The following is a 26,872-nucleotide window of genomic DNA, read 5'->3' on the forward strand; positions in this document are numbered from 1 at the left end:
CTCTGGTCACATGCGCTCAGGATTTTCGCACGGCCCGTGGGCACCAATAACGAAGCTCCACGGGTCGGTGACAAGCTCACTAACGTACACGTCGACAACGTGGCCGTGTGTGTGGAGGTTGGATCGCAAAGTTTCGGCTGCTTCTGCGAGCCAAAGGTGTTCGGTGGCGTAATGACCAGCATCGACGAGGTAGGGCGTGGCGCCGAAGGCTTCTTCGCGGGCTTCGCTTGCCGGGTGATGGCGTAGGTCGGAGGTGACGTATACATCCGCTTTGGCGGCTCGGACCTCGTTAAAGAGGGAATCTCCAGCTCCGCCGAGCAGGGCCACGCGTTGCACTTGTCCGTGCGCTGGCCCAGAGGCTCGCACTCCCACCGCGGTACGTGGAAGTTGTTCAGCTAACCGCGTGACGAATTCATCGAAGCGAATCGGTGTGGGTAGGTCACCGACTAGCCCTAGTGGCGATCCTTCTTCGATGCTTAAGGGGCTGGTGGCCTCTGGGTCCAGACCACACGCAGCTGCCAGAGCAGTGTTCACGCCTGGGAATGCCGAGTCGGCGTTCGTGTGAGCGCAGAAAAGAGCCAGGTCAGCGACAATTGCTTCGGTGAGGATGGTGCCTTTGGCAGTTGTTGTGGCTACGGAGTGGATTCCGCGTAGCAGCAACGGGTGATGTGTCACAAGAAGGTCGGCGCCAGCGGTGACTGCTTCACGAACCACGTCGAGCGTGGGATCAACAGCGAAGTGGATTCGTTGAATCGGCTGACCATGGTCCCCGGCAACGAGCCCAACCTTGTCCCACGACTGAGCAGTGTGGGCTGGGTAGGAGTTTTCGAGGATGGTCAGCACGTCAGCCAGGGTGGCAACGCTCATGTGGACCCGGCCGGGCTCGAACCGACGACACCCGCGGTGTAAACGCGGTGCTCTACCAACTGAGCTACAGGTCCTTGCTCTCGCTTACTGGAGAGCGCGGTTTCACAGTCTGCCCTATGTGCGGGCAATAACGCGAACGGGTGGGCGAAAAATTTTGCGCTCACCCGTTCGCGTTACTCACCGATGAGGACCCCTAACGCCTGCCTGTAGGCAGAAAAGTCTCGTCGCTGCCCTGCCGGGGTGATCATTTTCCACTGCAAAACGCCACTGGGATCAATGAGGAAGGTCCCTCGGATAGCCGTGCCTGCAGACTCATCAAACACCCCGAAAGCTTTAGCTATCCCCCCGTGAGGCCAGAAATCTGACAGGAGCGGAAACTCGAATCCGTTCTGGTAACCCCAAGCTCGCAGCGTAAACATCGAATCCGTTGAGACGACAACCGTCTGCACATGCTCGGATCGGAACTGCTCGTAATTGTCACGGATTTCGTCTAGTTCGCCCTGACATATCCCAGAGAAGGCGTACGGAATGAACACAACGAGAACTGCGGTCTGGCGTCGCAACCGCTCAAGTGAGACGACGGCACCATGCTGATCATGCGCAGTGAAATCGGCGATGTATTCACCGATCTCAGGTATCTGCGTTTTATCGCACATAGGGGCTTTGCCTTCCCGTGCTGGTGAACGAGCCCGAGATCAGCGTTTAGCTGCGTTCTTGGGGGCAACCAGGCGCGTAGCGGACCACTGAGGGGTCAGGTTGGTGCTCACTGAGGCATTGAGCCCGGCAGTTTCAGCCGCTTCAGCAATCTCGACGGGGTCGACTTCACCATCTCTGCCCACCTTCGGAGAGAGCAACACAATGAATCCGTTAGGCCCCAAAGCTGATACGGCATCGACGAGGTTGTCTGTCAGGTCGCCGTCGCCATCGCGCCACCAAACGAGAACCGCGTCAACAACCTCCTCGAAGTCTTCGTCTTCGAGGTCACCATCAATGAGGTCCTCGATCTCCATGCGGAGGTTGTCATCGACGTCGTCGTCGTAGCCGAACTCCATGACGATGTCGCCATTGCCGAAGCCAAGCTTGCTCAGATGTCCGTTCTGTGCGGACGTTGCCACTCTGTGCACCTTCCTCGTTATGCGAGTCCTGGAATGGATCATCGCGTCCGGCCGACGAGGGCCCTGCGGTACACCTCATCTTTGGCCATCGTGATTCATGTGTGTGCGGCACTCGCGGCTCGCTCTGTGAGTTTTGCGGCGCGTACGGTCCGCCTCCGGAGCGAGCGCAACCGGGCGCGCTCACGTCGATTGTCGTATACGAGGCGTGAAATCCTCATATCGACGCCGAGGTCCTTATCGGCCATTGCCCGGTCCTTCACACATTTCGCGTCAACGACCGAGGAAATGACCGTGAGAAACGAACCGCGCGACGTCTCATACTATGAACCTAAGTCCGCTGGCGTGGGCACATCATCTGATGTCATCAATGCCCATCAATGCCAGGATGGAGACATAGGGCTGCGTCACATTCGGCGCAACCACCCCCCAAGCGAGTACGTGGCGTTGTTATGCCGCGTCAACCGGGACGCGCAGATGCCGCGTCTCGACCCCCGGCTGCCCCGCAGAAAGGAATCTTCGTGTCTTCCGAAGAATCAGGACCGATCATCAACGGTCTGCCCAGTCGACTCCCGGATGTAGATCCGGAGGAGACCGCCGAATGGCTCGAGTCGATGGATGCGGTGCTCCGTAATGGAGGCACCCAGCGGGCTCGTTACCTGATGCTGCGGATGATGCAGCACGCCCGCGAAAACGAGGTTGGTGTGCCCACCACGCGCACCACCGACTACGTGAACACGATTCCGATCGAGCAAGAGCCGTGGTTCCCCGGCGACGAGGACATGGAGCGGGCATTCCGTCGCCTCGTGCGCTGGAACGCAGCTGTGCTGGTACACCGGGCGCAGCGTCCCGGCATCGGCGTTGGCGGACACATCTCCACCTACGCATCGGCAGCTTCGCTGTACGAGGTCGGTCTCAACCACTTCTTCCGCGGCCAGGACCACCCCGGCGGTGGTGATCAGATCTTCTTCCAGGGTCACGCTTCCCCGGGCATGTACGCCCGCGCCTTCCTCGAAGGACGCCTGGGCGAAGACCGTCTTGACGGCTTCCGTCAGGAGAAGAGCCACATCGTCAGCGGCAACATCGAGGCAATCCCCTCGTACCCGCACCCGCGCAGCATGGGCGATTTCTGGCAGTTCCCGACCGTGTCGATGGGTCTGGGACCGATCAACGCGATCTACCAGGCACAGTTCAACCGCTACCTGCACAACCGCGGCATCAAGGACACCTCCCAGCAGCACGTGTGGGCGTTCCTCGGTGACGGTGAAATGGACGAGGTCGAAAGCCGTGGTGCCCTGCAGTGGGCAGCGGGTGAAGAGCTCGACAACCTCACCTTTGTCGTCAACTGCAACCTGCAGCGCCTAGACGGACCGGTGCGCGGTAACGGCAAGATCATCCAGGAGCTGGAGTCCTACTTCGCCGGTGCAGGCTGGAACGTCATCAAGCTGATTTGGGGTCGTGGCTGGGATGAGCTCCTCGCTGCCGACAGCCAGGGTGCGCTGCGCGAGGTTATGAACACCACTCTCGACGGTGACTTCCAGACCTTCCGCGCCAACGACGGTAAGTACGTACGTGACCACTTCTTCGGGCGCGACCCGCGCACCCTGAAGATGGTCGAGAACTGGTCTGACGAAGACATCTGGTGGAAGCTCAAGCGTGGTGGCCACGACTACCGCAAGATCTACGCCGCCTACGACCGTGCGATGAAGCACACCGGCCAACCGACCGTCATTCTCGCCCACACCATTAAGGGCTACACGCTCGGTTCTCACTTCGCGGGCCGTAACGCTACGCACCAGATGAAGAAACTCGCGCTTGATGACCTGAAGGCGCTGCGCGACACCCTGCACATCCCGTTCACGGACGAGCAGCTGGAGAAAGACCCCTACCTGCCTCCGTACTACAACCCCGGCCCGGACGATGAGCGCGTGCAGTACGCCCTCGAACGTCGCCGTCAGCTCGGTGGTTTCGTTCCGGAGCGCCGCAGCAAGCACACCCCGGTGCACCTGCCCGACGACGCGGCATACAAGGTCGCTAAGAAGGGTTCAGGTAAGCAGCAGGTTGCCACCACCATGGCATTCGTTCGCTTGCTCAAGGACCTCATGCGGGACAAAGAATTCGGCAAGCGTGTTGTGCCGATCATCCCCGACGAGGCCCGCACGTTCGGTATGGACTCGTTCTTCCCGACCGCGAAGATCTACAACCCGCACGGCCAGAACTACACCTCGGTGGACGCTGAGCTGATGCTGGCTTACAAGGAGTCCCCACAGGGTCAGCTCCTGCACCTGGGTATCAACGAGGCCGGTTCGTTGGCCGCGTTCACCGCTGCAGGTTCGTCGTACTCCACGCACGGTGAGCCCATGTTGCCGATCTACATCTTCTACTCGATGTTCGGCTTCCAGCGAACGGCTGACGCTATCTGGGCAGCTGCCGACCAGTTGAGCCGAGGTTTCCTTATCGGCGCCACCGCAGGACGGACCACCCTCACCGGTGAAGGCCTGCAGCACATGGACGGCCACAGCCCGCTGTTCGCAGCCACGAACCCTGGCGTCGTCTCCTACGACCCGGCATACGGCTACGAGATCGCACACATCGTCCAGGACGGTATGCGTCGCATGTTCGGCGAAGAAGGCGACGCCGGCGAAGACGTCATCTACTACCTGACCGTCTACAACGAGCCCATCGTGCAACCCAAGGAGCCGGAGAACGTCGACGTCGACGGCATCCTGCGCGGTATGTACCTGCTTAAGTCCGGCACCGACGCAGGCGCCAAAGAAGACGCACCTCGTGTGCAGCTGCTGGCTTCCGGTGTTGGTGTTCCGTGGGCGCTCGAAGCCCAGGAACTCCTCCGCGAAGACTGGGGAGTCAACGCTGACGTCTGGTCGGTCACCTCGTGGACCGAGCTGCGCCGCGAAGCTCTGGAATGCGACAACGAGCAGCTGCGCGACCCGGGCAAGGAACGCCGCACGCCCTACATCACGCAGTGCCTCGCCGAAGCTCCCGGCCCGGTCATCGCAACCAGCGACTACATGCGCCAGGTGCAGGACCAGATCGGCCCATGGGTACCGCAGAAGTACTACGCGCTGGGCGCAGACGGATTCGGTTTCTCCGACACCCGTGCAGCCGCTCGCCGCTTCTTCAACATCGACGGTCCCTCCATGGCAGTCCAGGCGCTCATCGCCCTGGCTGAAGAAGGCAAGGTCGGCGCTGACGTCCCCGTGACCGCAGCACGCGAGTACAAGCTCGACGACCCCTCCGCCGGATCTTCCGGTAACGCTGGCGGCGACGCCTGAGCTAACGGGTAATACCTACCCGAACACACGCAGGGGGGCTCCGGTCAATTGACCAGAGCCCCCCTGTCATTGTTACTGCATCACATCAATCAACTTTTGCTGCGCCGAAGCTGCTCACGTGCCTGGTAGCCGGTGTCAGGCTGGTCGGTGAAGAACCCATCGATACCGGTTTTGAGGTAGGTGACGATTTCGTCGCGTCCGCGGCCGTACTGGCTGTCCTTCGTGCCGACGCGGTACTCCTTAGGCAAGAACGTGTTCTCATTGCGGAACGTCCATGGGATGACTTTCAGGCGTGCTTTGTGCGCATCAGCAACCAAAGAAGTCGGTTTGCCCAAGGTACCTGCAGAAGTACGCGGAATAATCTGCACCTTCTCAGGACTGATGCCATCAACACTACGGGCAAGACGTGCTAGTGAAGCAGGCTTGAGTAGCTCGGCGTAGGTGGTTCCGCGCGCAGCAAGATCAGCTGGGCCGCCCTTAGAGGCAGTGAGGAAAGTGGTGTTGGCGCGGTAACCATACTTGCTCTTCAAATCGCGCAGATTCGTCAACTCAAAAGACTGAATCCACATAGGAGCCCCCGGACGGTTCAGGCCGAAGCGAGTTGTCTCGGCCACAACCTTTTTCTCCAACGGCAACCCGATCTGACGGTGATACGTGGAATGCTTAATTTCGGGGATAACACCAATAGAGCGTTTGTACTTCGCGCTCAACCGTGCACGCAGCTCAAGCACTTCACGGTACGTAGGCACCTGATAGCGGCCGTTGTACCGCGCCGAACGGTGACGGTACGGAAGTCGTTCTTTAGCACGGAGAGTTTTCAGCTCCGCGAGTGTGAAGTCTTCAGTGAACCAGCCGGTCATTTTTTCGCCGTCGATCGTGACGGTTTTCTTACGCTGGGCGAATTCAGGACGTTGAGCAACATCGGTGGTGCCGCTGATCTCAGGCTCATGCCGATCAACCAACACACCATCTTTGGTGGAAACAAGATCAGGCTCGATATAGTCGGCGCCGTACTGAACAGCTAGCTCGTAGGCGGCCAGCGTGTGTTCGGGACGGTACCCAGAGGCACCACGGTGAGCAATCACCAAAGGTGAGCGCATTGCGGTGCCATCTGACTCAGGAGAGTGGTACTCCCCCGGCTGAAAAGCGTGGGCAACGGTGGCCGTAGCAGTGAGAAGACCAACAGCCGCCGCAGTGGCGAAAATACGTGCGCAGGTGCGTTTCATGAGGTCATCCCAGCGAAAACGCTCCCCGGGGTCAAGGCTGTGGTCAGCTAAATCGCTTGAGCGCGAACGGTGTGCGTTCACCTGACGGTCTACTACAGGCAAGGCGGCCTACACTCCGAGCATGTCGCCGGATCAATCACGCCCGACGCAGATCCGAACCAACACCCTCGATGCCATTACTGCCTCAACAGACCACATCACGGCCGCAGTGCGCAGCTGTCTAGAAGAGCGGCTCGCGTGGTACTCGCGTTTACCCGCAGATACCCGCTCATGGGTGGGGATTCTTGCCCAGTCCGCTATTCGTGCGTTCATTGCCTGGTACCGAGCCGGACAACGCGAAGGTGAATCATTCGCCTCAGTGTTCTCGCTAGCACCGCGAGAACTCACCCGATCCATCAGCCTGAGCCAAACCGTAGAGCTCACCCGCACCGTGGTCTCAGTCGTGGAAGAACACGTGATGGCGCTGGCAGCCGCAGATGAAATCGATGCGGTACGTGCAGCCGTAGCAACATTCTCTCGCGAAGTCGCATTCTCAGCCGCCCGCGCCTACGCCGTCGCAGCCGAATCCCGCGGAGCCTGGGATGCCCGAATGGAATCCCTCGTCGTGGATGCGGTTATGCGCGGCGAATACGACGATGATGTCGTCTCACGGGCAGCCACGATCGGCTGGCACGACCGACACAGCGTGTTCGTTGTCGTGGGAGAAACCCCCCACGCTGCTGACGAAGCCGTTGACCAGATGCGCTCCCACCTACGACGGCAACGAATAGATTCTCTTTTTTCTGTACAAGGACGCCGACTGGTTTTGATGATCGGCGGCGCCGAGAACCCTGGAAAAACCGTTAGCGAACTCTCGCACTGCTTCGGGCCAGGACCACTGGTGTACGGGCCGAGCGTTGCGCACCTGATGACAGCAAACAAATCTGCCCATGCCGCGCTCGCAGGAAGCCGTGCATGCCCAGGGTGGGTGAATGCACCTCGACCAGTAGCTGCCGAGGAGTTGTTGCCCGAGCGGATCCTTGATGGTGATGTCACGGCGCGCAGGCATCTGGTTGACCATGTTTTTGCCCCCCTAGATGCCTTAGGTAACGGGCTGTTGGAAACAGCCGACAGTTATTTGCGCTGCGGCCGCAGCGTGGAGGCCACTGCGCGCTCATTGTTCGTCCACGCCAATACGGTCCGGTACCGGCTTTCTCGTATTGAAGAACACATTGGCTACGACCTCACTAACCCGCGTGAGGCGTATGTCGTGGAAGTAGCCCTGACCGTGGGACGCCTCGAGGCTGCGGCAGCAAGCCGTGCAGATGATGGGGCAACTCGTCAGTAACTTCTTCCACTGAGGCTCAATGAAGAAAATTTGTAGGAATCACACAAAATACTCGCGGGTACTTCAACAGGTTTCCCCCTGCGGAGTTACCGGACATCACGGAAAGGTGAACGTGTGCTTGCGATCGTCAGCCCCGGACAGGGGTCCCAAAAACCCGGCTTCCTCTCTCCATGGCTAGAGCTTCCCGGCTTCCGGGACCGTCTCGCATGGCTCTCTGCCGCCGCAGACCTTGACCTCATCACCCACGGCACGGTCTCCGACGAAGAAACCATCAAAGACACCGCCATCGCCCAGCCCCTCATCGTTGCTGCCGGGCTGCTGTCGCTGTTGTCTCTCTTCGAACACCCGGCAGACGGATTCCGTGCCATCGGTGTCGGTGCTGGCCACTCCGTCGGCGAAATCACTGCAGCAGCCGCCACCGGCGTTATCACCGCCGAACAGGCCATGGTGTTCGTTCGCGAACGGGGTAAAGCAATGGCCACGGCAAGCGCGCTCACCCCCACAGGAATGTCAGCAGTCCTGGGAGGTGAGCGCGAAGAAGTCCTGACACACCTGCAGTCTCTAGGGCTGACCGCAGCGAACTGCAACGGTGCTGGCCAGATCGTCGCCGCGGGAACACTCGAGCAACTCGCCGCTCTTGCAGCGCAACCACCGACCAAAACTCGGGTTATGCCCTTGAAAGTTGCTGGCGCGTTCCACACCCACCACATGGAGTCAGCCTCCTCGGTGCTTTCTGGATACGCCCGCGCCATGAGTACCCACGATGCCCGGGTGCCCCTCATCACCAACCGCGACGGCTCTGTCATGACCAACGGGCGCGCTTTCCTAGACGCGATGGTCGACCAGGTGACCCGGCCAGTCCGCTGGGACCTCACCATGGAAACCATGCTGGCGATGGGAGTCACAGGCATCATCGAAATCCCCCCAGCTGGAACCCTGACCGGACTAGCCAAACGAGCGATGAAAGGTGTTGAGCGTCTGGCGCTGAACACCCCCGAAGACATCCCCGCCGCCAAACGCATGATCGAAGAACACGGCAGCAGTGAGTGCTACGCCGGTAGTGCCCCCGACTGGCGGCTCATCGTCTCCCCGATGAAGGGGACGATCACATTTGCTGAAGGTGTCGGCACGGAAGAAGGTGATCACCTTGAAGCAGGTCAAACCCTCGCCACCATCAGCTCACTACGTGAAACTGCCCCCGTGATCGCCTCTAGCGAATCCCGTGTCATCGAATGGCTTGTCGCTGATGGCGACCCTGTCTCCCCGGGAATGCCGCTGTTGCGCCTCTTCCCTGCCGCCGAGTGAACGACCCACGGCAGCGCAGATGCGAGACCCTGATCGCAACAGCATGCAGTGTAGGTAGGAGACATCATGAGTGAGCTGCGACTTCAGACCACTACGGGGGCACCAGGATCCAGCATCCTCGGCATCGGTGACTACCGCCCATCCCGGGTAGTGCCCAACGCCGACATCGTCGAAGCGATCGACTCCAGCGATGAGTGGATCCGCGACCGTTCCGGCATCGCCGAACGCCGCGTCGCCAACGAAAACGAAACTATCGTTTACATGGCCGCCAAGGCCGCTCAAGCAGCCCTGGACCACGCAGGCATAGCTGCTGAGAAAGTTGACCAGGTCATTCTCGCCAGCGTGACCTACCCGACTTTGACTCCGGCAGCAGCACCACTAGTTGCCACCGAACTGGGTATCACCGGTGCCGCTGCCTACGACCTCAGCGCTGCCTGCTCGGGCTACACCTACGGCATCGCTGCAGCCGATTCTGCTATCCGCACTGGTCTATCTACTTACACCCTCGTGATCGGTGTGGAGAAGTTCTCTGATTTCCGTAACCCCACCGATCGCGGAACAGCATTCATCTTCGGTGACGGCGCTGGCGCGGCTCTCGTTGGCCCCTCTCCTGTTGCCGGTATCGCCCAAACCATTTGGGGAGCCGACGGTAAGCACAGCGATTTCATTGCCCAAGAACCAAACTGGCTTGAATATCGTCGCCGCGTCGAAAACCCCAATGCCACTGATGAAGAACGACGTTGGCCCTGGATCGGGATGCAGGGACCATCCGTTTTCCGGTGGGCGTCATACACGATCCTCGATGTAGCCCGCCAAGCTCTCACTGCCGCTGGGGTCACCGTCAATGACATCGATGTTTTTATCCCTCACCAAGCCAACGTCCGCATCATCGAGGCCATGGCTAAGAAGCTCGAACTGCCTAGTCACGTCATCGTGGCACGCGAAGACATCGCAGAAATGGCGAACACCTCCGCTGCTTCCATACCCTTGGCCACGGCTCGGCTCTACCGAGAAGGACGCATCCGCAGCGGCATGCTCGCTTTGCAGATGGGTTTCGGAGCCGGATTGACCTGGGCAGCTCAGGTGGTCCGCCTCCCGTGAACGACCCGCCAGGCCCGACGGGTAATCGGGCCCTGCCACGCACTCGTGGCAGACATAACACCCACTCACGGCGCCCTCATGGTGCGTGAGCAGGCATAACGAAAGGAAAACACCATGGCAGCGACCGAGCAGGAGATCCTCGCGGGCCTCGCCGAGATCGTCAACGAGGAGACCGGCGTCGAGACCTCCGAGGTCGAGCCGCAAAAATCCTTCACCAACGATCTGGACATCGACTCCCTCTCGATGATGACGATCGTCGTCAACGCTGAAGAGAAATTCGATGTGCGTATCCCTGATGAGGAAGTGAAGAACCTCATGACTGTTCAGGACGCAGTGGACTTCATCAAGATCGCCCAGAGCGCCTGATCGCAGTCATAGCGCGGGTGTCGCAGGGGCTTACAACCTCTGGGCACCCGCGGCCCCTAGCCCAGTCGTCGAGCCGAGCCAGCTCCGACGGCCCCATGACCGAGGAGTTCACTCATGTCCACCACGCTCAAGCGTGTCGTCGTCACAGGTATAGGGACGACCAATCCACTCGGTGCCGATGCCGAAAGCACCTGGCAGGCCGCTCTTGCCGGAACTTCTGGCATCCGACACATCGAGGCCCCGTGGGTTCAGCAGTACGACATGCCTGTCACTTTTGCTGGACAACTTGCCCAGCCTGCATCTGAGGTCCTCACCAAAGTAGAGATACGCCGGCAAGACCCCGCCACCCAGTACGCCCTCATCGCGGCACGTCAAGCATGGCGCGATGCTGGCTCACCCGACATCGAATCCAACCGGCTGGCTGTGAGCGTAGGAACCGGTATCGGTGGCGTGCACACCCTCGTTGACGCCTGGGAAACGCTGCGCACGAAGGGCCCCCGTCGTATTTTCCCGCTGTCGGTGCCGATGCTGCTCGTGAACAGCCCCTCAGCAACTGTGTCCTTAGAACTGAAAGCCACCGCTGGCGCTCATGCCCCTGTGAGTGCGTGTGCTTCCGGGGCTGAGTCCATCGCTGATGGACTTGAATTGATCCGCAGTGACAAAGCCGACATCGTCGTGGCCGGAGGCACCGAAGGGGCCATTCACCCACTGACGATCGGTGGCTTCTCTGCGATGCACGCGCTATCGACACGTAACGAAGACCCTCAGAGCGCTTCACGCCCGTATGACATCGACCGTGATGGTTTTGTCATGGGTGAGGGCTCGGCAATCCTTGTGCTGGAGGAATACGAGCACGCCGTTGCACGCGGTGCCCACATCTACGCAGAGCTTGTCGCCGCAGGCCTATCCAGTGATGCCTACCACGTAGCCGCCCCTGAACCTGAAGGCGCCGGGGCCGCACTATCAATCCAGCGGGCACTGAGCGAAGGCGATATTGACCCAGCATCGGTGGTGCATGTGAACGCACACGCCACCTCCACTCCAGCTGGTGATGGTGCAGAAGCCAAAGCTATTCGCGCCGGTTTGGGGACCCACGCCGACCACGCATGTTTGACCGCCACGAAATCCATGACGGGACATCTGCTTGGTGCAGCGGGTGCATTGGAGTCGGTTTTCACGATCCTTGCGTTGCGTGATCGCCTCGTGCCAGCCACTCAGAACTTGGAGAACCTCGACCCCCAGATTGACCTGGATATCGTTCGTGGCCAGAACCGGGCCTTGCCTGCTGGTGATGTGGTTGCGCTGAATAACTCGTTTGGTTTCGGAGGGCACAACGTGACTTTGGCGTTCCGGAGCGTCTCGTGACTTCCCGGACACCAAGCGTGGCTGCTACGCAGGCTGCACAGGCTGTTCGAGAGCGAACTAAGGTTCCGCGCGAGGAAGACCCCCGCCACCCGCGGCGTCGGTTGGAGCGTTTTTTCGACGAGGGCACGCTCACTGTTATCTCTGATGATGACTTGTCGGGAATGTTGGCCGGTATCGGTCAGGTGCATGGCAACACAGCGGTCGCCTTCGCTGCCGACCCGACAGTGCAAGGCGGAGCAATGGGCGGTGACGGGTGCCGCGCTGTCGTTGCCGCCTACGAGCGGGCTCTAGCCGAGAGCTGCCCCGTAGTGGGGTTGTGGCATTCCGGTGGTGCACGGCTAGCTGAGGGCGTGTTCTCGCTGCACGGCGTGGGGTTGATCTTCGCGATCATGACCAAAGCCAGCGGCAAGATTCCGCAGATCTCTGTTGTGTTGGGGCCTGCTGCTGGTGGCGCGGCGTATGGTCCGGCGTTGACCGATGTTGTCGTGTTGGGGCCGCTGGGGCGCATTTTTGTCACAGGTCCCGATGTGGTGCGTTCGGTGACTGGGGAACAGGTTGATGCGCTGCGGCTGGGTGGCCCTGAGCCGCATGGTCGTCGTTCTGGTGTGGTGCATGTAGTGACCGATTCTGACGAGGAAGCCTACGAGCGTGGTCGCCAACTGTGTGATCTGCTTGGCGCCGATAGCCAAGGAGCGTTGGACCCTGCGTCGGTGCAGGATCGGGATTTGGCACGGTTCTTACCGGATTCGGCTAAGCGTGCTTTCGATGTTCACCCGTTAGTCGAGGATCTGCTTGACGCTGAAACCACAGCGGTTGAGCTGCATCCGAAGTGGGCGCCGAACATCGTCACCACTCTGGGGCGTCTGGGTGGGCGCACGGTGGGAGTTATCGCAAACAACTCACTGCGTCTGGGTGGATGTCTGGATGCCACGAGTGCAGAGAAAGCCTCTCGGTTTGTGCGGATGTGTGATGCGTTCGGTATTCCACTGATTGTGGTGGTGGATGTGCCGGGGTATCTGCCGGGCGTGGGCCAAGAGTGGGACGGGGTGGTGCGTCGTGGTGCCAAGCTATTGCACGCGTTCGCTGAGGCGGTGGTTCCGCGAGTCACGCTGGTAACGCGTAAAACGTATGGCGGCGCCTATTTGGCGATGAACAGTCGCGCTCTGGGTGCTACGAAGGTGTTCGCGTGGCCCGATGCCGAGGTCGCGGTGATGGGTTCTGTCGCTGCGGTGCGGATTTTGCATCGGCGGAAGTTGGCGCAAGTCCCTGCCGAGGATGTCGAGCGTGTGGAGAGTGAGCTCGCAGTAGAACATGAGAGGCTCTCTGGTGGGTTGCCGCGTGCTGTTGATATCGGTGTCGTGGATGAGATTGTCGAGCCGGGTTTGACGCGTGGTGTGATCGCGGCGGCGATCGCGGCTGCTCCGGCGCGTCGCGGTGATCACGGGAACATTCCGCTGTGAGGTTGGCGGCGTAATTGCCCATGGCTGTGGGGCAGCCCATCAACGGGGTTGCCCCACAGCCATGCGTGGTCCCAGGAGTTGTGTGTGCGGGCATAGTGGTGCTGCCGCACGGGTGCGGTGTGTCCGCTTAGCTCACGCGGTAGAGCCAGCGTTCGGGGCGGCCATCGCCGGCGTGGCGGAAGTTGTCGAGTTCGACGTCCCAAGCGGTGCCGAGGGCTTGGTCGAGTTCGTGGCGCAGGGCGGTGGCGTTTCCGTGGCGCATGGCTGCTCGGATGCGGTCTTCGTTGATGACGGCATCCCCAGAGGCGGAGATCCAGGTGTGGTGGATTCCTAGTGAGGGGGTGTGGGACCAGCGTGATCCGTCGAGGCCGGGGCTGGGTTCTTCGGTTACTTCGTAGCGCAGGTTTTCCCATCCGCGCATAGCGCTGGCGATGGCGGCGCCGGTTCCAGGTTCGCCGTACCAGGTGAGGTCGGCACGCATGAGTGAGCGCCCGAGGGGTTGGGGTGACCAGTCGAGGTCGACCTCGCCGCCGAGCACTGATTCGAGCGCCCAACTGATGTGTGGGCATAGCGCTGCTGGGGCCGAGTGGATGTACACGGCTCCGCGTGTTGTGTTGCCCGTGGGCTTTGCAGACATCCGGTCCTCCTGGGTGTGTGTGGGACGTCTTCCCCAACGCCCATAGCTGGCACCCGTGTGGCCGGTTTATGTGTATGTGGTTGTGTGGGCCGTCCAACTCCCCAGCTGTAGGGCCCGCGGTCGATCGAGCTGTGTGCGTGCCGCGCACCCCTGCGCGGCGGTGCCCTCTTCGTTCGGGGCGATTTGCGTCGTTCGTGATGAACGTTTTGATCGGTTGTCCGATTGAAGATTTTTAGTTCGATCGATCGAAGAACATTGTGCCTCAAGTGTGTTGCCGAGCGTGGAATGAGCGCGCTGTGGCTTGTCGACAACGGGAGGTCTCTTACGTCTGTGGCTACTGGACACTCGATCAAGACGTGCGCTTCACTTATGGAGTGATCGCGGAAGAACGGAGCTTCTTCCACGCCGTGGTTCGCATGGGGGTGCACCGCGGCGGGGGCCGACGGAGACTCCGGCGGACCACGACATGTCTCTACAAGGGGGAAATTCATGACGGACGCACCTGTTGCACCCGCACCGGGAATGCAGAGCGCCATGGCCATTCTTACCGCTCGGCTGCAAAGTATGGATGGCGGTTGCACCGTCAACGAGTACGTCAACATCTTGCGTGAGGAGATGGAGGATCAGGATCCGTTGATTCTGACTTCTGCGATGGCTTCTCTTGCATCAGCCTTGTTGGCGATTGCTTCTGGCGGGACCAATATTCCTCCGTATGAGTTGCTGTCCACGATTGGGTTGACGCTTGCGGATGCTTGATCGTTGACGCCAGTGTCCTGAAGCGCTGGTATTGCTGTGACGATAGTGGGGGCCACTGCACCTAGGTGCAGTGGCCCCCACTATCGTCACAGGTGGCGTTAATGAACGGTCAGAGTTTTTTTGCCTGCTTGTTCGTGCCAGTTACCGTCGGAGCTTTGGTAGGCGACGGTGTAGGTGTAGGTGCCAGCGGGCAAGGGCTGCTTGGTTCCGTGGTGACGTTGCAGTCCGGTCAAGGTGGTGTTTTTGGCCGTCCAGATATCCCAGTTAGCTCCTGAGGAGTCCCTCATGGCGACGATGAGGGCTTTGACGGCTAGTTTTCCGTCAACGCTAGTGACGATGTCTGCGGTGGCGCCTCGAGCAGTGTTGTTGATAGTTGCGTGAGCGGTGCTGAGGCTATTGGGGGTGGCTCCGACGGTGTGTTTACCTTCGCGCGTGGGGCCGTTCCATTTTCCGTTGGTGGTTTGCCAAGCTGGGGCGTAAGTGTAGGTGCCCGCAGGTAGCGCTGCACGGGTGGCGGTGAAGGTTTGGGATCCTCGTAAGGTCGTTGTGGCAGTGACAGGGATGTCGAAGTTGCGTCCAGAGGAGTCGCGGACGGCCATAATGAGGGAGCGGATGGGGACAGTTCCGGTGGTGTAGAGGGTGAAGGAAGCTGTGGTGGTTTTTCCGTTTGTAGTGAGGTTAGCTGCAGGTGCTACGACGTATCCGGTTCCTGGCTTTGTGGCCGGTGGCGCCGGGGTGGTGGTACCTGCAGGCAGGGGTTGGGCGTTGAGGGCAGTAAGAACCGCTAGGGCTGGTTTGGCGGTGCCATTTAGGCGGTAGAAGCCGAAGTGTCCTTCGCTGGTGGCATCGCTAGTGTCGGTGAGGGTGTACCAGAACAGAGGGCCGTGTTTACGGATTTGGGTCCATGCTGTGTGACTTTCGCGCATCATGCGTGCGGCGTCGTTTTCGGTGGTGCGGTATTGCCCGCCGGTGGGGAATCCAGCTTCGGTTGCCCAGATCTCTTTGTTGGCGTCGCCGTTTTTGTCCATGATGGTGCGGATGATGGGGGCGGTGGACATTTCCCCTCCCCAGCCGTAGCGCAGGTCTGAGTAGGGGTGTACGGCTAGGGCGTCGAAGAGGCCTTGGGGTTTTTGGGCGTAGAAGCCGGTGTACCAGTCGATGGGGGTGATGTCGGGCGCGCCGGTGGCTCCGCCCGTTCCGCCGGCGATAGTGATGGCGGCGGGGTTGACTGATTTGATAGCTGGGGTGGTGGTGCGGAGGAGCTCTACGTATGCCGCTGGGCTGGGTGTGGGTGACCAGGCTTGGTCGAGGTTGGGCTCGTTCCAGATTTCCCAGTGGTTGATTTTGCCTTTGTAGCGGGCGGCGGCTTGTTTAGCGAACCCGGCGAAGGCTTTGCGTTCTGAGGCGGTGCGAGGTGCGTATCGGCAGTCAGTGCCTGCGGGGCGGGCGTAGGGCGCCATTGTGCTTAATACGCCTAAGGGGCGCAGTCCGCGGGCGCGGGCGCCTTCGACGATGCGGTCGAAGCGTGCCCAGTCTGCTTGTCCGGGTTCCCAAGAAATTTGGCTCCAGGGGACGTCGAAGCGTAGCCATTTGACGCCGCTGGCAGCGACGCGATCTAGATCGTGTTCGAGTTGTCCAGGGGGTCCCCAGGCGAGGCGGGTACCGGGGATGGCCATGCCGGATTTCTGAGACCAGGTGGTGGTGGAAGCTGCTGAGGCGGGTGCGGCTTGGCCGTTCATTGCGCTGAACGTGACGAGCATGAGAGTGAGCGACCATGTGGCCACCGAGCGCATACGACGCATGGAGATCTCCCAGGGGTAGAGGGTCGAACAGCTGATCGACCCTGCTGGGAGGGTTCTTAGGTCGCGCGTCAAAGACGCTCGGGTTAAACATGTTTCAGGGCACGCTTGGATGCCTTGTGTGGTGTTTTGGGCATGAGGGCGCGCGGAAAGAAATTTTTCTCTACCGCGTATCGGTAGGCCAGGTGGGGCTTGAACCCACGACCGACGGATTATGAGTCCGCTGCTCTGACCGGCTGAGCTACTGGCCCGTGGCTCGCTGCTGCGAGTGAATATGGATTATGCCCCGCCCTGAGTTCAGGACGGGGCATAATCTGCTTTGCTCCCCCGGTTGGACTCGAACCAACAACCCTTCGGTTAACAGCCGAATGCTCTGCCAGTTGAGCTACAGGGGATCGCTGCTGAAAAGAACATTAGCAAAGGTCTGCCGAGAAAACGAAATCGCGTGTGCGGCCGCCTCTCACGACCCCATCCCAGCCTTACTCGCCGCCCGCCCAACCGACTCAGGCAACCCCACCTGCTCACACAAATTCACCAACACCGCCTCCCCATACGCAGCCCGCTCCTCATCGCGCGGACGCTGCCCCCGAGCCCACACCAACTGCGCAAACAACTCCTGTGTCTGCGGATCACGACGAATCGCCGCCCGCCCAATCCGCGCACCATCACGCTCAAGATCAACCGCCACCACCACCGAACAACTCACCCGCTCATGCACACTCTCAGCCAACCGCGTCGCAGACCCCACAGCCGTCCACTGACTCCCACGACGCCCATCCACCCACGCCACAGACAACGTCGCCGTCCCCGGCTCCCACACAGCACTATCCACCTCACCCCATCTACCAACATCCACCACCTCACCCTGAGCATCGACCACCACCAACCGCGCAGTCGTAGCCACAATGAACGCCCCGGCATACTTCTCACCCGCCCACGCCAACACACGCTCGCCCCGCTCCGTCACCGCATCCCTCACAACCTGCGGCAACACCGAAGAGGACTTCCTCCACAAAAAACGCATGACACCCATCCTCACCCACCCCCTAGTCAAATCACATCAATCTTCCGTGTGTCTCAACGCCGCCAACTGCCCCTGCAACACAGTCAACTCCTGCGCCACATACCTAGCTCGCTGCGGATCCATCGCCTCAGCACGACGCAAATCACCCGCCGCAGCCGCAATACGCGACCGCAACGTCTCCTCCTGCACAGCCACAAGCAACGACTGCACAAAACGCTTACTGGGCAACCCCGTCTGCGGATCCAACCGAGTCAACAACGGAGTCACCACCAAAGAACTCACAGTCGGCCCCGCCTGATCACCAGCCTGCGCCCGCACCAACTCCACCCACGCAGACGCACTCACCGAGGTGTGCTCACCCCAATGCGTCAACACTGCTAACAACACCGAAGCCAAACCCGGATCCGTAAACTGCGCCCGCACCAACGGCATAATTTCGCTGTCATCAAGAGCCCCCGGATACTGCAACAACACCTGCAGCACCTGAAACTCCAAATGCACCACACGATTACGTAAATCCGGACGCGGAAACACCAACGGCGCAGACTCACCATCAGCATCCGGGCCAGAATCCGAACGCACCGACGAAACCTCTCCCCCAGAGGCAACTACACGCTGACGCCCACCATGCACCTGCGCATCCGGACGCCGACCCCCCGCACGCGCACGCTCAACAGCACCAGCTACCAGATCAACCGGCACACCAATCCACGTCGCAGCATCATCGACATACATCCGCGACAACGCCTCGCCATCAATACCAGCCAAAATCGGCGCTACCGCCTCAATCGCGTGAGCCTGCCCCTCCCTGGTGTGCAAATCAAAACGCCCGATCGTTGTCCGCGCCGCGAACTCAAACATCGGCGTCGGCTTCTCGATCAAATGCTCAACCGCAGCCTCACCCTCAGCCAAGCGCAAATCACACGGATCCATCCCATTACGAGCCACCGCAACAAAACTCTGCGAAACCCACTGATCATCCAACTCATAAGCCCGCATAGCAGCCTTCTGACCAGCAGCATCACCATCAAACGTGAAAATGACCTTCCCATCACCATCATCACGCAACAACCGCCGCAACACCTTCACATGCTCAGCACCAAACGAAGTGCCACACGTAGCCACAGCCCCCCGCACCCCCGACAGGTGCATCGCCATCACATCCGTATACCCCTCCACCACCACAGCACGACGCTGCGAAGCAATCGTCTTCTTCGCCAAATCCAACCCATACAGCACATGAGTCTTCTTATAAATCGGCGTCTCAGAGGTATTCAGATACTTCGCATCAATCCGGTCATCATCCAAAATGCGCCGCGCACCAAAACCCACCGTCGCACCCGTCACATCCCGAATCGGCCACATCACCCGGCCCCGGAACCTGTCATACAGCCCCCGCAAAGAACGCCCAGTCAATCCACCAAGAGTTAACTCCTCTTCCGTAAACCCCCGATCCAACAACAACCTCGTCAGCACATCACCACCACGCGGGGAATACCCCACCCCAAACATCTGCGCAGCCTTGGAATCAAACCCACGACCCCGCAAAAAATCCCGAGCAGGCCTAGCCTCACGCGCCCCAATCAACGCCTCGGCATAAAACTCCTCAGCAACCCGATGCGCCTCCATCAACCGCGTTCGACGCGCCCTACCCGACTCCGCAACCGAAGACTCATCACGCTGCAGCTCCACCCCCACCCGAGCCGCCAACCGCTCAACAGTCTCAACAAACCCCAGGTGCTCAATCTCCTGAACAAACGCGATCACATCACCCCCGGCACCACACCCAAAGCAATACCAATGACCATGCACAGGACGCACATGAAACGACGGCGAACGCTCATCGTGAAACGGACACAACCCCTTCAAACTGTCCGACCCAGAACGCGTCAACGTCACATGCTCACGCACGACATCCTCAAGATTCACTCTCTCCTTAACGAGAGCGACATCTTCCTCACGCAGCAGACCCGCCATCCCACCTCACCAATCACACTCACACGCCAACAAAGCGCACACGGCAGTCTACGAGCCCAACACCACCCCACCCATCACGCGCTCCCACACCAACGAGCATGCAACGCCAACGCACGCGTATCAGTCAACGACGCCACCTGATCCACCACCACCCGCAACCGCTCCTCATCCGAAGAAGCCGACCCCCAATCCACCACCAAGTCACGATCCAGCCTCTCCTCAGGACACTCCAAATACGCCTCCACCAACCCCCGCACCACCTCACGCTCACGCTCCATCACCGCTGCATGCCCCGGCGTCTGCATCACAAAAGCCGCCGCCACCGCCTTCAACATCGCGCACTCCGCCCGCGCCTGCACCGGCACCACCAATGAACCCTCGTACCGCGCCAACCGCACCGGACCATGCACCTGCCGCGTCGCAGACTGCACCTGACGAACAAAACGCCCCACCAACCCACTAGTCATGTCCTTCAATGCAGCCAACCCAGCCCGCGACCCATCAAACTCATCCACCACCTCATCAGCAGCATGCAACCGCTGCCCTGCCTCCACCAACGCCTCTACCTCCAACGACGGCTCGTAATACCGCTGCGCCACCACCGCCACATCCCGCAACGCCGACACCGAAGACAACACCCGCAAATCCACCCGCCCCGAAGCCACCGCATCCTCCACGTCATGCACCGAATACGCCACATCATCAGACCAATCCATCACCTGCGCCTCCACCGGCGTCACCCCACCAGCACCACGAGAAGGCGCCCCATCACGCACCCAGGTAAACACCGGCTCATCATCGGCATAAAAACCAAACTTCCCCGACCCCGCAGGCCCCTGACCAGCACCCCAGGGATACTTACACGCCGCATCCAACGCAGCCCGCGTCAAATTCAACCCAGCCGGACGCCCATCAGCGTGAAACCGTTTCGGCTCCAACCTCGTCAACACCCGCAACGTCTGCGCATTCCCCTCAAACCCCCCCACCTGCTCAGCCACCCGATTCAACTCACGCTCACCGTTATGCCCAAACGGCGGATGCCCCAAATCGTGCGCCAAACACGCCGCATCCACCAGATCCGCATGACATCCCAAAAACGAGGCAATCTCACGTCCGATCTGCGCCACCTCCAACGAATGCGTCAACCGATTCCGCGCAAAATCACCCAAATACGGCGCAACCACCTGCGTCTTCGACGCCAACCGACGAAAACCCGCCGAATGCAAAATCCGCGCCCGATCCCGCGCAAAATCATCACGAGTAGCCAACTTGCGTGCCGCCGGCTCCTGCACCCACCGCGCCCGATCCCGCGCACCATAACGCCCCCCGTCCCCACTTCCCGACGAGTAACCCCCCACAACATCACCCAAAAAATCACTCACCCCACCACCCTAAAAACAACCACCGACAAACACGCCTAACAAACACACACCCCACACAAACCACCACCCCAGCACGCCACCTACTGCATCCAACCCTGTCCACCCCGCTCCTGACTACGACACCGATTAGGCTTCCTCTCATGCACCGGTACCCCCTCATCACAGCTAGCGAACTCGCCGAAAAGTTCCACCGCGGCGCCGCCGAGCGACCCCTGGTCCTCGATGTCCGCTGGCAACTGGGCGCAGACGACGGCTACGACTCCTACCTCCAAGCCCACATCCCCGGTGCCATCTTCGTCGACCTCGAACGCGACCTATCCGGAACCCCTGCCCCCGACACCGGCCGCCACCCCATGCCACGCATCGACGACTTCGAAATCGACATGGCCGAATGCGGCGTAGACAACGACCGACCCGTCGTCGTCTACGACGACTTCACATCCTTCGCCGCAGCCCGCGCCTGGTGGCTCCTACGCCACTTCGGAAAAATGGACGTCTACGTCCTCGACGGCGGACTCAGCGCCTGGCGCAACGAACGCCTCCCCACCGAAGCAGGCATCCGACTTATCGACGAAGGCGACTTCTCCGTACGCCGCAGCACCCTTTCCTACCTCACTGCCGAAACAGCCGAGCTCTACGCCCGCGACGGCATCCTCATCGACGGCCGCGCCCCCGAACGATTCGAAGGACGCACCGAACCCGTCGACACCACCGCCGGCCACATCCCCGGAGCAGTCAACCTACCCGCAACCGACCTCATCAACGACGAAGGCAAACTCCTCCCCCCAGACGAACTCCTCGAACGCTTCGCCGCTGTCGGAGCCACCACCGAAACACCCATCGCAACCACCTGCGGATCCGGCGTCGTCGCTAGCTTCATCGCCCTCGCCGCAGGCGCAGCAGGCCTCGGCGGACAAATCCCCGTCTACATCGGCGCATGGTCAGACTGGATCAGCAACCCCGAACGCCCCATCGCCACCGGCCCTGCACAGCAAACCCCCACCGACGACACCGGCACCCACCCCGACCAACACGCCTAACCCCCAGCCTCACCCACCCGAAGCATCCACCTCCGCTTCAGCAAGACACGCACCCGCCGAAGCATCCACCGAACGGCTATCCAACCACCCCTCAGGCAACGCAACCCGCCGCGGGGTTCCCTGACGCCCCCGCGCACCCTCAGCAGGAACACCTGGCCACGGATGATCCCGATCCAACTCACTCAACAACGCATCCAACGCGGCCAAATCCTTCACCAACGCCAAGTTATGCCGCACATACGACCCCGCCGGGAAACCCTTCAAATACCAGGCGATGTGCTTACGGATATCACGCGCCCCCCGCTGCTCATCACCATAAAACTCAACCAAATACTCAGCATGAGCACGCAGCGCATCCACCACCTGCCCCAAATTCGGGCGCATCCTCATATCACTACCGTTAAACGCCGCAGCAAGATCAGCAAACAACCACGGACGCCCCAAACACCCACGACCAACAACCACCCCATCGCAGCCAGTGCGCTCCACCATCCGCAACGCATCCTCAGCCGACCAAATGTCCCCATTACCCAACACAGGAACCTGCGGAACAGCCTCCTTCAACCGCGCAATCGCATCCAAATCCGCATGACCGCTATACGCCTGCGCCGTCGTACGCCCATGCAACGTAATCGCTGCAGCCCCCACATCCACAGCACGCCGACCAGCATCCAAATACGTCAGGTGATCAGCATCAATCCCCATCCGCATCTTCACCGTCACCGGAATCCCACCACGAGAAGCCTCTCGCACCGCCATCGAAACAATGTCCGTGAACAAATCCAGCTTCCACGGCAACGCCGACCCCCCACCCTTACGCGTCACCTTCGGCACCGGACACCCAAAATTCAGATCAATATGATCCGCCAGCCCCTCATCCACCACCATCCGCGCAGCCCGCCCCATCGTCACCGGATCCACGCTATACAGCTGCATCGACCGCGGAAACTCGTCAGCATCAAACTCAATCAACTTCATCGTCTCCGGCGAACGCTCCACCAACGCCCGCGAAGTAATCATCTCGCTCACATACAAACAACTCCCCCCATCAGGAAGCCCTTCAGCAGCGAAACTCCGACACAAACGACGGAAGGCACGATTCGTCACCCCCGCCATCGGTGCAAGAACGACAGGAGTAGGGATCGACAAAGAACCGATCATCAACGGAGGAAGTACATGTGCAGCAGTCATCTCACCACCAGTATGACCCGCCACACCCCACCCCAACACACGTACCCAACATGGCCACACCCGAATGGGCCCCCCACCAACCCCCGCGATACTCTGAAAGAGAACGCGACCCACACCCTCTACAACAAGTGAAATACCATGTCACACCGCGGGTCGAGCCACCCAGCCGACCCCAACAACGTGACCGGCTCGAACACACCGACACGACCCCGAAGCGGTGCCAAACAACCCGCACCCCCATACCGAGAAGGTGAAAAGTGACCTCTGCCGTCCTCGTCCTTAACTGCGGCTCATCCTCCCTTAAATTCGCACTCATCGAACCCGAGTCCGGAAACCGCGAGTTCACAGGCCTAGCCGAACGCGTCGGCACCCCCGAAGCCTCCATCCGCTTCGACATCAGCGGAGAACGCACCACCGTTGATGGCCTAGACGACACCAGCCACCAAGGCATCATCAGCAAAGTCCTCGCCCGCGTCGAAGACTTCACCAAAGCCCACAACATCGAAATCGCTGCCGTCGGCCACCGCGTCGTCCACGGCGGCGAAAAATTTGCCAGCTCCGTCCTCCTCGACCAAACAGCCCTCGACGCCATCCGCGACACCGTGCCCCTGGCACCCCTGCACAACCCCGCCAACATCGCCGGCATCGAAGCCGTCACCGCCGTCATGCCCAATGTGGCCCAGGTCGGCGTCTTCGACACCGCCTTCCACCAGAGCATGCCCGAAAAGGCCTACCGCTACGCCGTCCCCCAAAACTGGTACGACGAACACGGCGTCCGCCGCTACGGCTTCCACGGCACCAGCCACCAATACGTAGCCGGCAAAGCCGCCGAAGCCGACGGCCGCCCCATCGAAAACCTCCGCATCATCACCGCCCACCTGGGCAACGGCTGCTCCATCACCGCCATCAAAGACGGAAAATCCGTCGACACCTCCATGGGACTCACCCCCCTCGAAGGCCTCATCATGGGCACCCGCTCCGGCGACATCGACCCCGGCGTGATCAGCTACATCAGCAAAGCCACCTCCAGCGACGCCGCCGCCATCGACACCAAACTCAACAAAGAGTCCGGCCTCCTAGGCCTATCCGGCGTCTCCAACGACATGCGCACCGTCGAAGAAGCCGCTGCCAAAGGCAACAAAGCAGCAGCTCTAGCTTTGGATGCCTTCCACTACCGCGTAGCCAAATACATCGCCTCCTACTGCGTCGCACTCGGCGGCCTAGACCTGCTCGTCTTCACCGGCGGCATCGGCGAAAACTCCGACGTCACCCGCGCAGACATCATCAAGCAACTCGGCTTCCTCGGCCTGGAAATCGACCCCAGCGCCAACAACGGATTGCGCGGCAAAACCGCCCGAATCACCAAAGACGGCGACGTCGCCGCCTGGGTTATCCCCACCGACGAAGAACTCGTCATCGCACGCGACGCATACCGCCTCAGCCGCTAACACCCACGTGGGCCCGGCACACCACCGGGCCCACCACCTACCCAACTACACACCGAGCCAGCACCGCCGCAGGCGCTCGAAGGAGTCACCGCATGTCCCGACGAATTCTCGTCGTCCCCGCCAACCACGCCGCAGGCGTCAAAGCCGTCTGCCACGGCCTACTCCACGCCCTCGACGAACGTGGCGTCGAAGTCGGCTACATCAAGCCCCTCGCAGGACCCGACAGCCACGGCACCGACACCTCCGCCCAACTCGTCTCCCTAGTCACCGCCCTCCAGCCCCCCACACCCATCCCCGGGGCCCACATCGACGCCCTCATGTCCCGCAACCTCGTCGACTCTCTCATGGAAGAAGTCGTCGAACTCGCCGAACCCGTCCTCAGCGACCACGAAGTCGTCATCATCGAAGGCCTCGCCCAAGAAGACGAAGCACCCTGGGCCGACGACCTCAACGCCGCCCTGGCCCGCACCCTCGACGCTGAAGTCGTCCTCGTCGTCAACGGGTCAGATCGCACCCCAGAACACGTCGCAGAGCGCCTGGGCGTCGCCCTCCCCCACTACCAAATCGGGGAAAGCAGCCGCGTCGTCGGTGTCGTCCTCAACCGCCTGCCCTCTTCCACCTCCGAGGCAACCAAGCCCTACACCGACGCCGTCGAGGCCCGCGAACTGCGCGTCATCGCCACCATCACCCAAGACCCAACCCTGGCCGAACCACGCATGAAAGACGTGGCAGACCAGCTCGGCCTCGAATCCGTTAACCCCGGAGACTCCGACCGACGGGTCAAGGGCTTCGTTATCGGAGCACAAGCAATCCCCGGCGCCCTCCCCCACCTCAAAGAGGGCCACGTTCTCATTGCCCCCGGCGACCGTCACGACATCCTCATGGCTGCCTGCCTGGCCGAACTCAACGGCACCAAACTCGCTGGCATCGTGCTCTCCGCCGGCATAGGAATCGACCCTGCCGTTGCCACCCTCTGCGGCACCGCCATGAGCAATGGCTTGCCCATCTACATGAACAACGCGCCCACGTACGAAACCTCGTACGCCATCACCCACCTCAGTGACAGCATCCCCACCGATGACGAGGTACGAGTCCGCCGCGTCATGGAATCTGTCTCCTCCCGACTGGAGCAGAGCTGGATCGACGCCATCACGCAGAGCACCAGCCACAACAGGCTCTCTCCTGCGGCGTTCCGTCGCCAGCTCACCACACTGGCAGCACGCGCCAACAAACGCATCGTCCTGCCCGAAGGCTCCGAACCTCGCACTGTCGACGCCGCCATCACATGCCACGAAAAAGGCATCGCGCGTTGTGTTCTGCTGGCCCCTCGCAGCGAGGTCGAAGCCGTTGCCGCCTCCCTGGGCCGCACCCTGCCAGAAGACATCGAAATCATCGACCCAGCCGAACCAGCAAAACGGTATGTGGATGCTCTAGTCGAACGCCGCAAGCACAAGGGCATGACAGAAGCGATGGCCAAAGACGCCCTCGGTGACACAGTCGTGCTCGGCACCATGATGCTTCACCTTGATGAGGTTGATGGCCTCGTCTCTGGCGCAGTGCACACCACCGCTAACACCATCCGCCCGGCCCTGCAGATTCTAGGCACCAAGCCCGGCGCATCGCTTGTTTCGTCGGTGTTCTTCATGGGGCTGCCCGACGAGGTCCTCGTTTACGGTGACTGCGCAGTCAACCCCGACCCCAACGCCGACCAGCTTGCCGACATTGCGATCCAGTCCGCGGACTCCGCTAAGGCATTCGGTCTTGACCCACGCGTAGCCATGATTAGCTTCTCCACTGGCTCTTCTGGCTCTGGCGCCGACATCGAAAAGGTCAAAGCAGCCACAGAACGCATCCACGAACTGCGCCCAGACATCCTCGTTGATGGCCCCCTGCAGTACGACGCCGCCACCACCACATCGGTTGCTCAGAGCAAAGCCCCCGAATCTCCCGTGGCTGGCCAGGCAAACGTGTTCGTGTTCCCCGACCTCAACACAGGTAACACCACGTACAAAGCTGTACAGCGCTCCGCCAGCGTTATCAGCATCGGCCCGATGCTGCAGGGCATCGCCAAGCCCGTCAACGACCTGTCGCGCGGCGCCCTCGTCGAGGACATCGTCTACACCATCGCGTTGACCTCTATCCAGGCTGACGCCCAGTGATATAAGTCCACGCGTACCTGCCGCGCAGCGGCGAGCT

The 26,872-nt window shown here is 60.9% G+C and carries 21 protein-coding genes and 3 tRNA genes; 11 read left to right on the top strand and 13 right to left on the bottom strand.

Features of this window, described 5'->3' with window-relative positions; genetic code table 11:
* Positions 1-6: 6 nt before the first annotated feature.
* From AC2T9U_RS06095 to AC2T9U_RS06110, 4 genes are all read right to left on the bottom strand, one after another.
* Positions 7-867: a Nif3-like dinuclear metal center hexameric protein gene (locus AC2T9U_RS06095; RefSeq protein ID WP_115030250.1), complete on the bottom strand. Its 861-nt coding sequence runs from the start codon at positions 865-867 to the stop codon at positions 7-9.
* Between the two features lies 1 nt (position 868).
* Positions 869-941, bottom strand: a tRNA-Val gene (locus AC2T9U_RS06100).
* Positions 942-1,040: 99 nt separating this feature from the next.
* Positions 1,041-1,523, bottom strand: coding sequence for a peroxiredoxin (locus AC2T9U_RS06105; protein ID WP_115030248.1), 483 nt, complete (start codon positions 1,521-1,523; stop codon positions 1,041-1,043).
* 39 nt (positions 1,524-1,562) lie between these two features.
* Positions 1,563-1,982, bottom strand: a complete 420-nt coding sequence (locus AC2T9U_RS06110; protein ID WP_258553127.1) for a DUF3052 domain-containing protein — start codon at positions 1,980-1,982, stop codon at positions 1,563-1,565.
* A gap of 518 nt (positions 1,983-2,500) precedes the next feature.
* On the opposite strand from AC2T9U_RS06110, the gene aceE reads away from it, so the two are divergent.
* Entirely contained in the window at positions 2,501-5,272 is a 2,772-nt protein-coding gene (gene aceE, locus AC2T9U_RS06115) for a pyruvate dehydrogenase (acetyl-transferring), homodimeric type (protein ID WP_258553126.1), read from the top strand.
* An 89-nt stretch (positions 5,273-5,361) separates the two neighbouring features.
* On the opposite strand, the gene AC2T9U_RS06120 is transcribed toward aceE, so the two are convergent.
* A complete protein-coding gene (locus AC2T9U_RS06120) occupies positions 5,362-6,498 on the bottom strand; it encodes a glycerophosphodiester phosphodiesterase (RefSeq protein ID WP_493695527.1) in 1,137 nt (378 codons plus the stop codon).
* Between the two features lie 121 nt (positions 6,499-6,619).
* Here AC2T9U_RS06120 and AC2T9U_RS06125 point away from each other — a divergent pair, with 121 nt between their 5' ends.
* The 6 genes from AC2T9U_RS06125 to AC2T9U_RS06150 all read left to right on the top strand — a co-directional run bounded on the left by AC2T9U_RS06125 (position 6,620) and on the right by AC2T9U_RS06150 (position 13,422).
* Positions 6,620-7,825: a PucR family transcriptional regulator gene (locus AC2T9U_RS06125; protein ID WP_208303384.1), complete on the top strand. Its 1,206-nt coding sequence runs from the start codon at positions 6,620-6,622 to the stop codon at positions 7,823-7,825.
* Positions 7,826-7,939: 114 nt separating this feature from the next.
* Positions 7,940-9,130 carry an acyltransferase domain-containing protein gene (locus AC2T9U_RS06130; RefSeq protein ID WP_493695528.1) on the top strand — a complete coding sequence of 397 codons (1,191 nt, stop codon included), beginning with the start codon at positions 7,940-7,942 and terminating at the stop codon, positions 9,128-9,130.
* A gap of 66 nt (positions 9,131-9,196) precedes the next feature.
* Positions 9,197-10,231, top strand: coding sequence for a beta-ketoacyl-ACP synthase III (locus AC2T9U_RS06135; RefSeq protein WP_493695529.1), 1,035 nt, complete (start codon positions 9,197-9,199; stop codon positions 10,229-10,231).
* A gap of 114 nt (positions 10,232-10,345) precedes the next feature.
* A complete protein-coding gene (locus AC2T9U_RS06140) occupies positions 10,346-10,597 on the top strand; it encodes an acyl carrier protein (RefSeq protein ID WP_028327744.1) in 252 nt (83 codons plus the stop codon).
* Positions 10,598-10,711: 114 nt separating this feature from the next.
* Positions 10,712-11,962: a beta-ketoacyl-ACP synthase II gene (fabF, locus tag AC2T9U_RS06145; RefSeq protein ID WP_493695530.1), complete on the top strand. Its 1,251-nt coding sequence runs from the start codon at positions 10,712-10,714 to the stop codon at positions 11,960-11,962.
* Positions 11,959-13,422 (top strand): acyl-CoA carboxylase subunit beta, encoded by a 1,464-nt coding sequence (locus AC2T9U_RS06150; protein WP_493695531.1) that lies wholly within the window; start codon positions 11,959-11,961, stop codon positions 13,420-13,422. The genes fabF and AC2T9U_RS06150 overlap by 4 nt, the downstream gene beginning before the upstream one ends.
* Positions 13,423-13,549: 127 nt before the next feature.
* Here the strand turns inward: AC2T9U_RS06150 and AC2T9U_RS06155 are convergent, their stop codons facing one another.
* Positions 13,550-14,059: a DUF3145 domain-containing protein gene (locus tag AC2T9U_RS06155; protein WP_115030238.1), complete on the bottom strand. Its 510-nt coding sequence runs from the start codon at positions 14,057-14,059 to the stop codon at positions 13,550-13,552.
* 489 nt (positions 14,060-14,548) lie between these two features.
* Here AC2T9U_RS06155 and AC2T9U_RS06160 point away from each other — a divergent pair, with 489 nt between their 5' ends.
* The gene (locus AC2T9U_RS06160; protein WP_028327740.1) at positions 14,549-14,815 is read left to right on the top strand and encodes a hypothetical protein; all 267 of its coding nucleotides are present in this window, start codon (positions 14,549-14,551) and stop codon (positions 14,813-14,815) included.
* Between the two features lie 98 nt (positions 14,816-14,913).
* Here the strand turns inward: AC2T9U_RS06160 and AC2T9U_RS06165 are convergent, their stop codons facing one another.
* The 6 genes from AC2T9U_RS06165 to AC2T9U_RS06190 all read right to left on the bottom strand — a co-directional run bounded on the left by AC2T9U_RS06165 (position 14,914) and on the right by AC2T9U_RS06190 (position 20,973).
* On the bottom strand, positions 14,914-16,617 hold the full coding sequence (locus tag AC2T9U_RS06165) for a cellulase family glycosylhydrolase (protein WP_493695532.1): 1,704 nt from the start codon (positions 16,615-16,617) through the stop codon (positions 14,914-14,916).
* A gap of 174 nt (positions 16,618-16,791) precedes the next feature.
* Positions 16,792-16,865, bottom strand: a tRNA-Ile gene (locus AC2T9U_RS06170).
* A 71-nt stretch (positions 16,866-16,936) separates the two neighbouring features.
* Positions 16,937-17,009, bottom strand: a tRNA-Asn gene (locus AC2T9U_RS06175).
* A gap of 65 nt (positions 17,010-17,074) precedes the next feature.
* A complete protein-coding gene (locus AC2T9U_RS06180) occupies positions 17,075-17,647 on the bottom strand; it encodes a hypothetical protein (RefSeq protein WP_493695533.1) in 573 nt (190 codons plus the stop codon).
* Between the two features lie 27 nt (positions 17,648-17,674).
* Positions 17,675-19,615, bottom strand: a complete 1,941-nt coding sequence (dnaG, locus tag AC2T9U_RS06185) for a DNA primase (protein WP_493695534.1) — start codon at positions 19,613-19,615, stop codon at positions 17,675-17,677.
* Positions 19,616-19,689: 74 nt separating this feature from the next.
* Positions 19,690-20,973, bottom strand: coding sequence for a deoxyguanosinetriphosphate triphosphohydrolase (locus tag AC2T9U_RS06190; protein WP_493696936.1), 1,284 nt, complete (start codon positions 20,971-20,973; stop codon positions 19,690-19,692).
* A 164-nt stretch (positions 20,974-21,137) separates the two neighbouring features.
* Here AC2T9U_RS06190 and AC2T9U_RS06195 point away from each other — a divergent pair, with 164 nt between their 5' ends.
* On the top strand, positions 21,138-22,037 hold the full coding sequence (locus AC2T9U_RS06195; protein WP_493695535.1) for a sulfurtransferase: 900 nt from the start codon (positions 21,138-21,140) through the stop codon (positions 22,035-22,037).
* Between the two features lie 9 nt (positions 22,038-22,046).
* Here the strand turns inward: AC2T9U_RS06195 and dusB are convergent, their stop codons facing one another.
* Positions 22,047-23,228, bottom strand: coding sequence for a tRNA dihydrouridine synthase DusB (dusB, locus tag AC2T9U_RS06200; protein WP_493695536.1), 1,182 nt, complete (start codon positions 23,226-23,228; stop codon positions 22,047-22,049).
* 257 nt (positions 23,229-23,485) lie between these two features.
* Here dusB and AC2T9U_RS06205 point away from each other — a divergent pair, with 257 nt between their 5' ends.
* Together AC2T9U_RS06205 and pta are read left to right on the top strand one after the other, a co-directional pair.
* On the top strand, positions 23,486-24,676 hold the full coding sequence (locus AC2T9U_RS06205) for an acetate/propionate family kinase (protein ID WP_115030194.1): 1,191 nt from the start codon (positions 23,486-23,488) through the stop codon (positions 24,674-24,676).
* Positions 24,677-24,768: 92 nt separating this feature from the next.
* The gene (pta, locus tag AC2T9U_RS06210; RefSeq protein ID WP_115030192.1) at positions 24,769-26,835 is read left to right on the top strand and encodes a phosphate acetyltransferase; all 2,067 of its coding nucleotides are present in this window, start codon (positions 24,769-24,771) and stop codon (positions 26,833-26,835) included.
* The last annotated feature ends 37 nt before the right edge of the window (positions 26,836-26,872 follow it).

Source organism: Dermatophilus sp. B7861-1 (assembly GCF_058996045.1).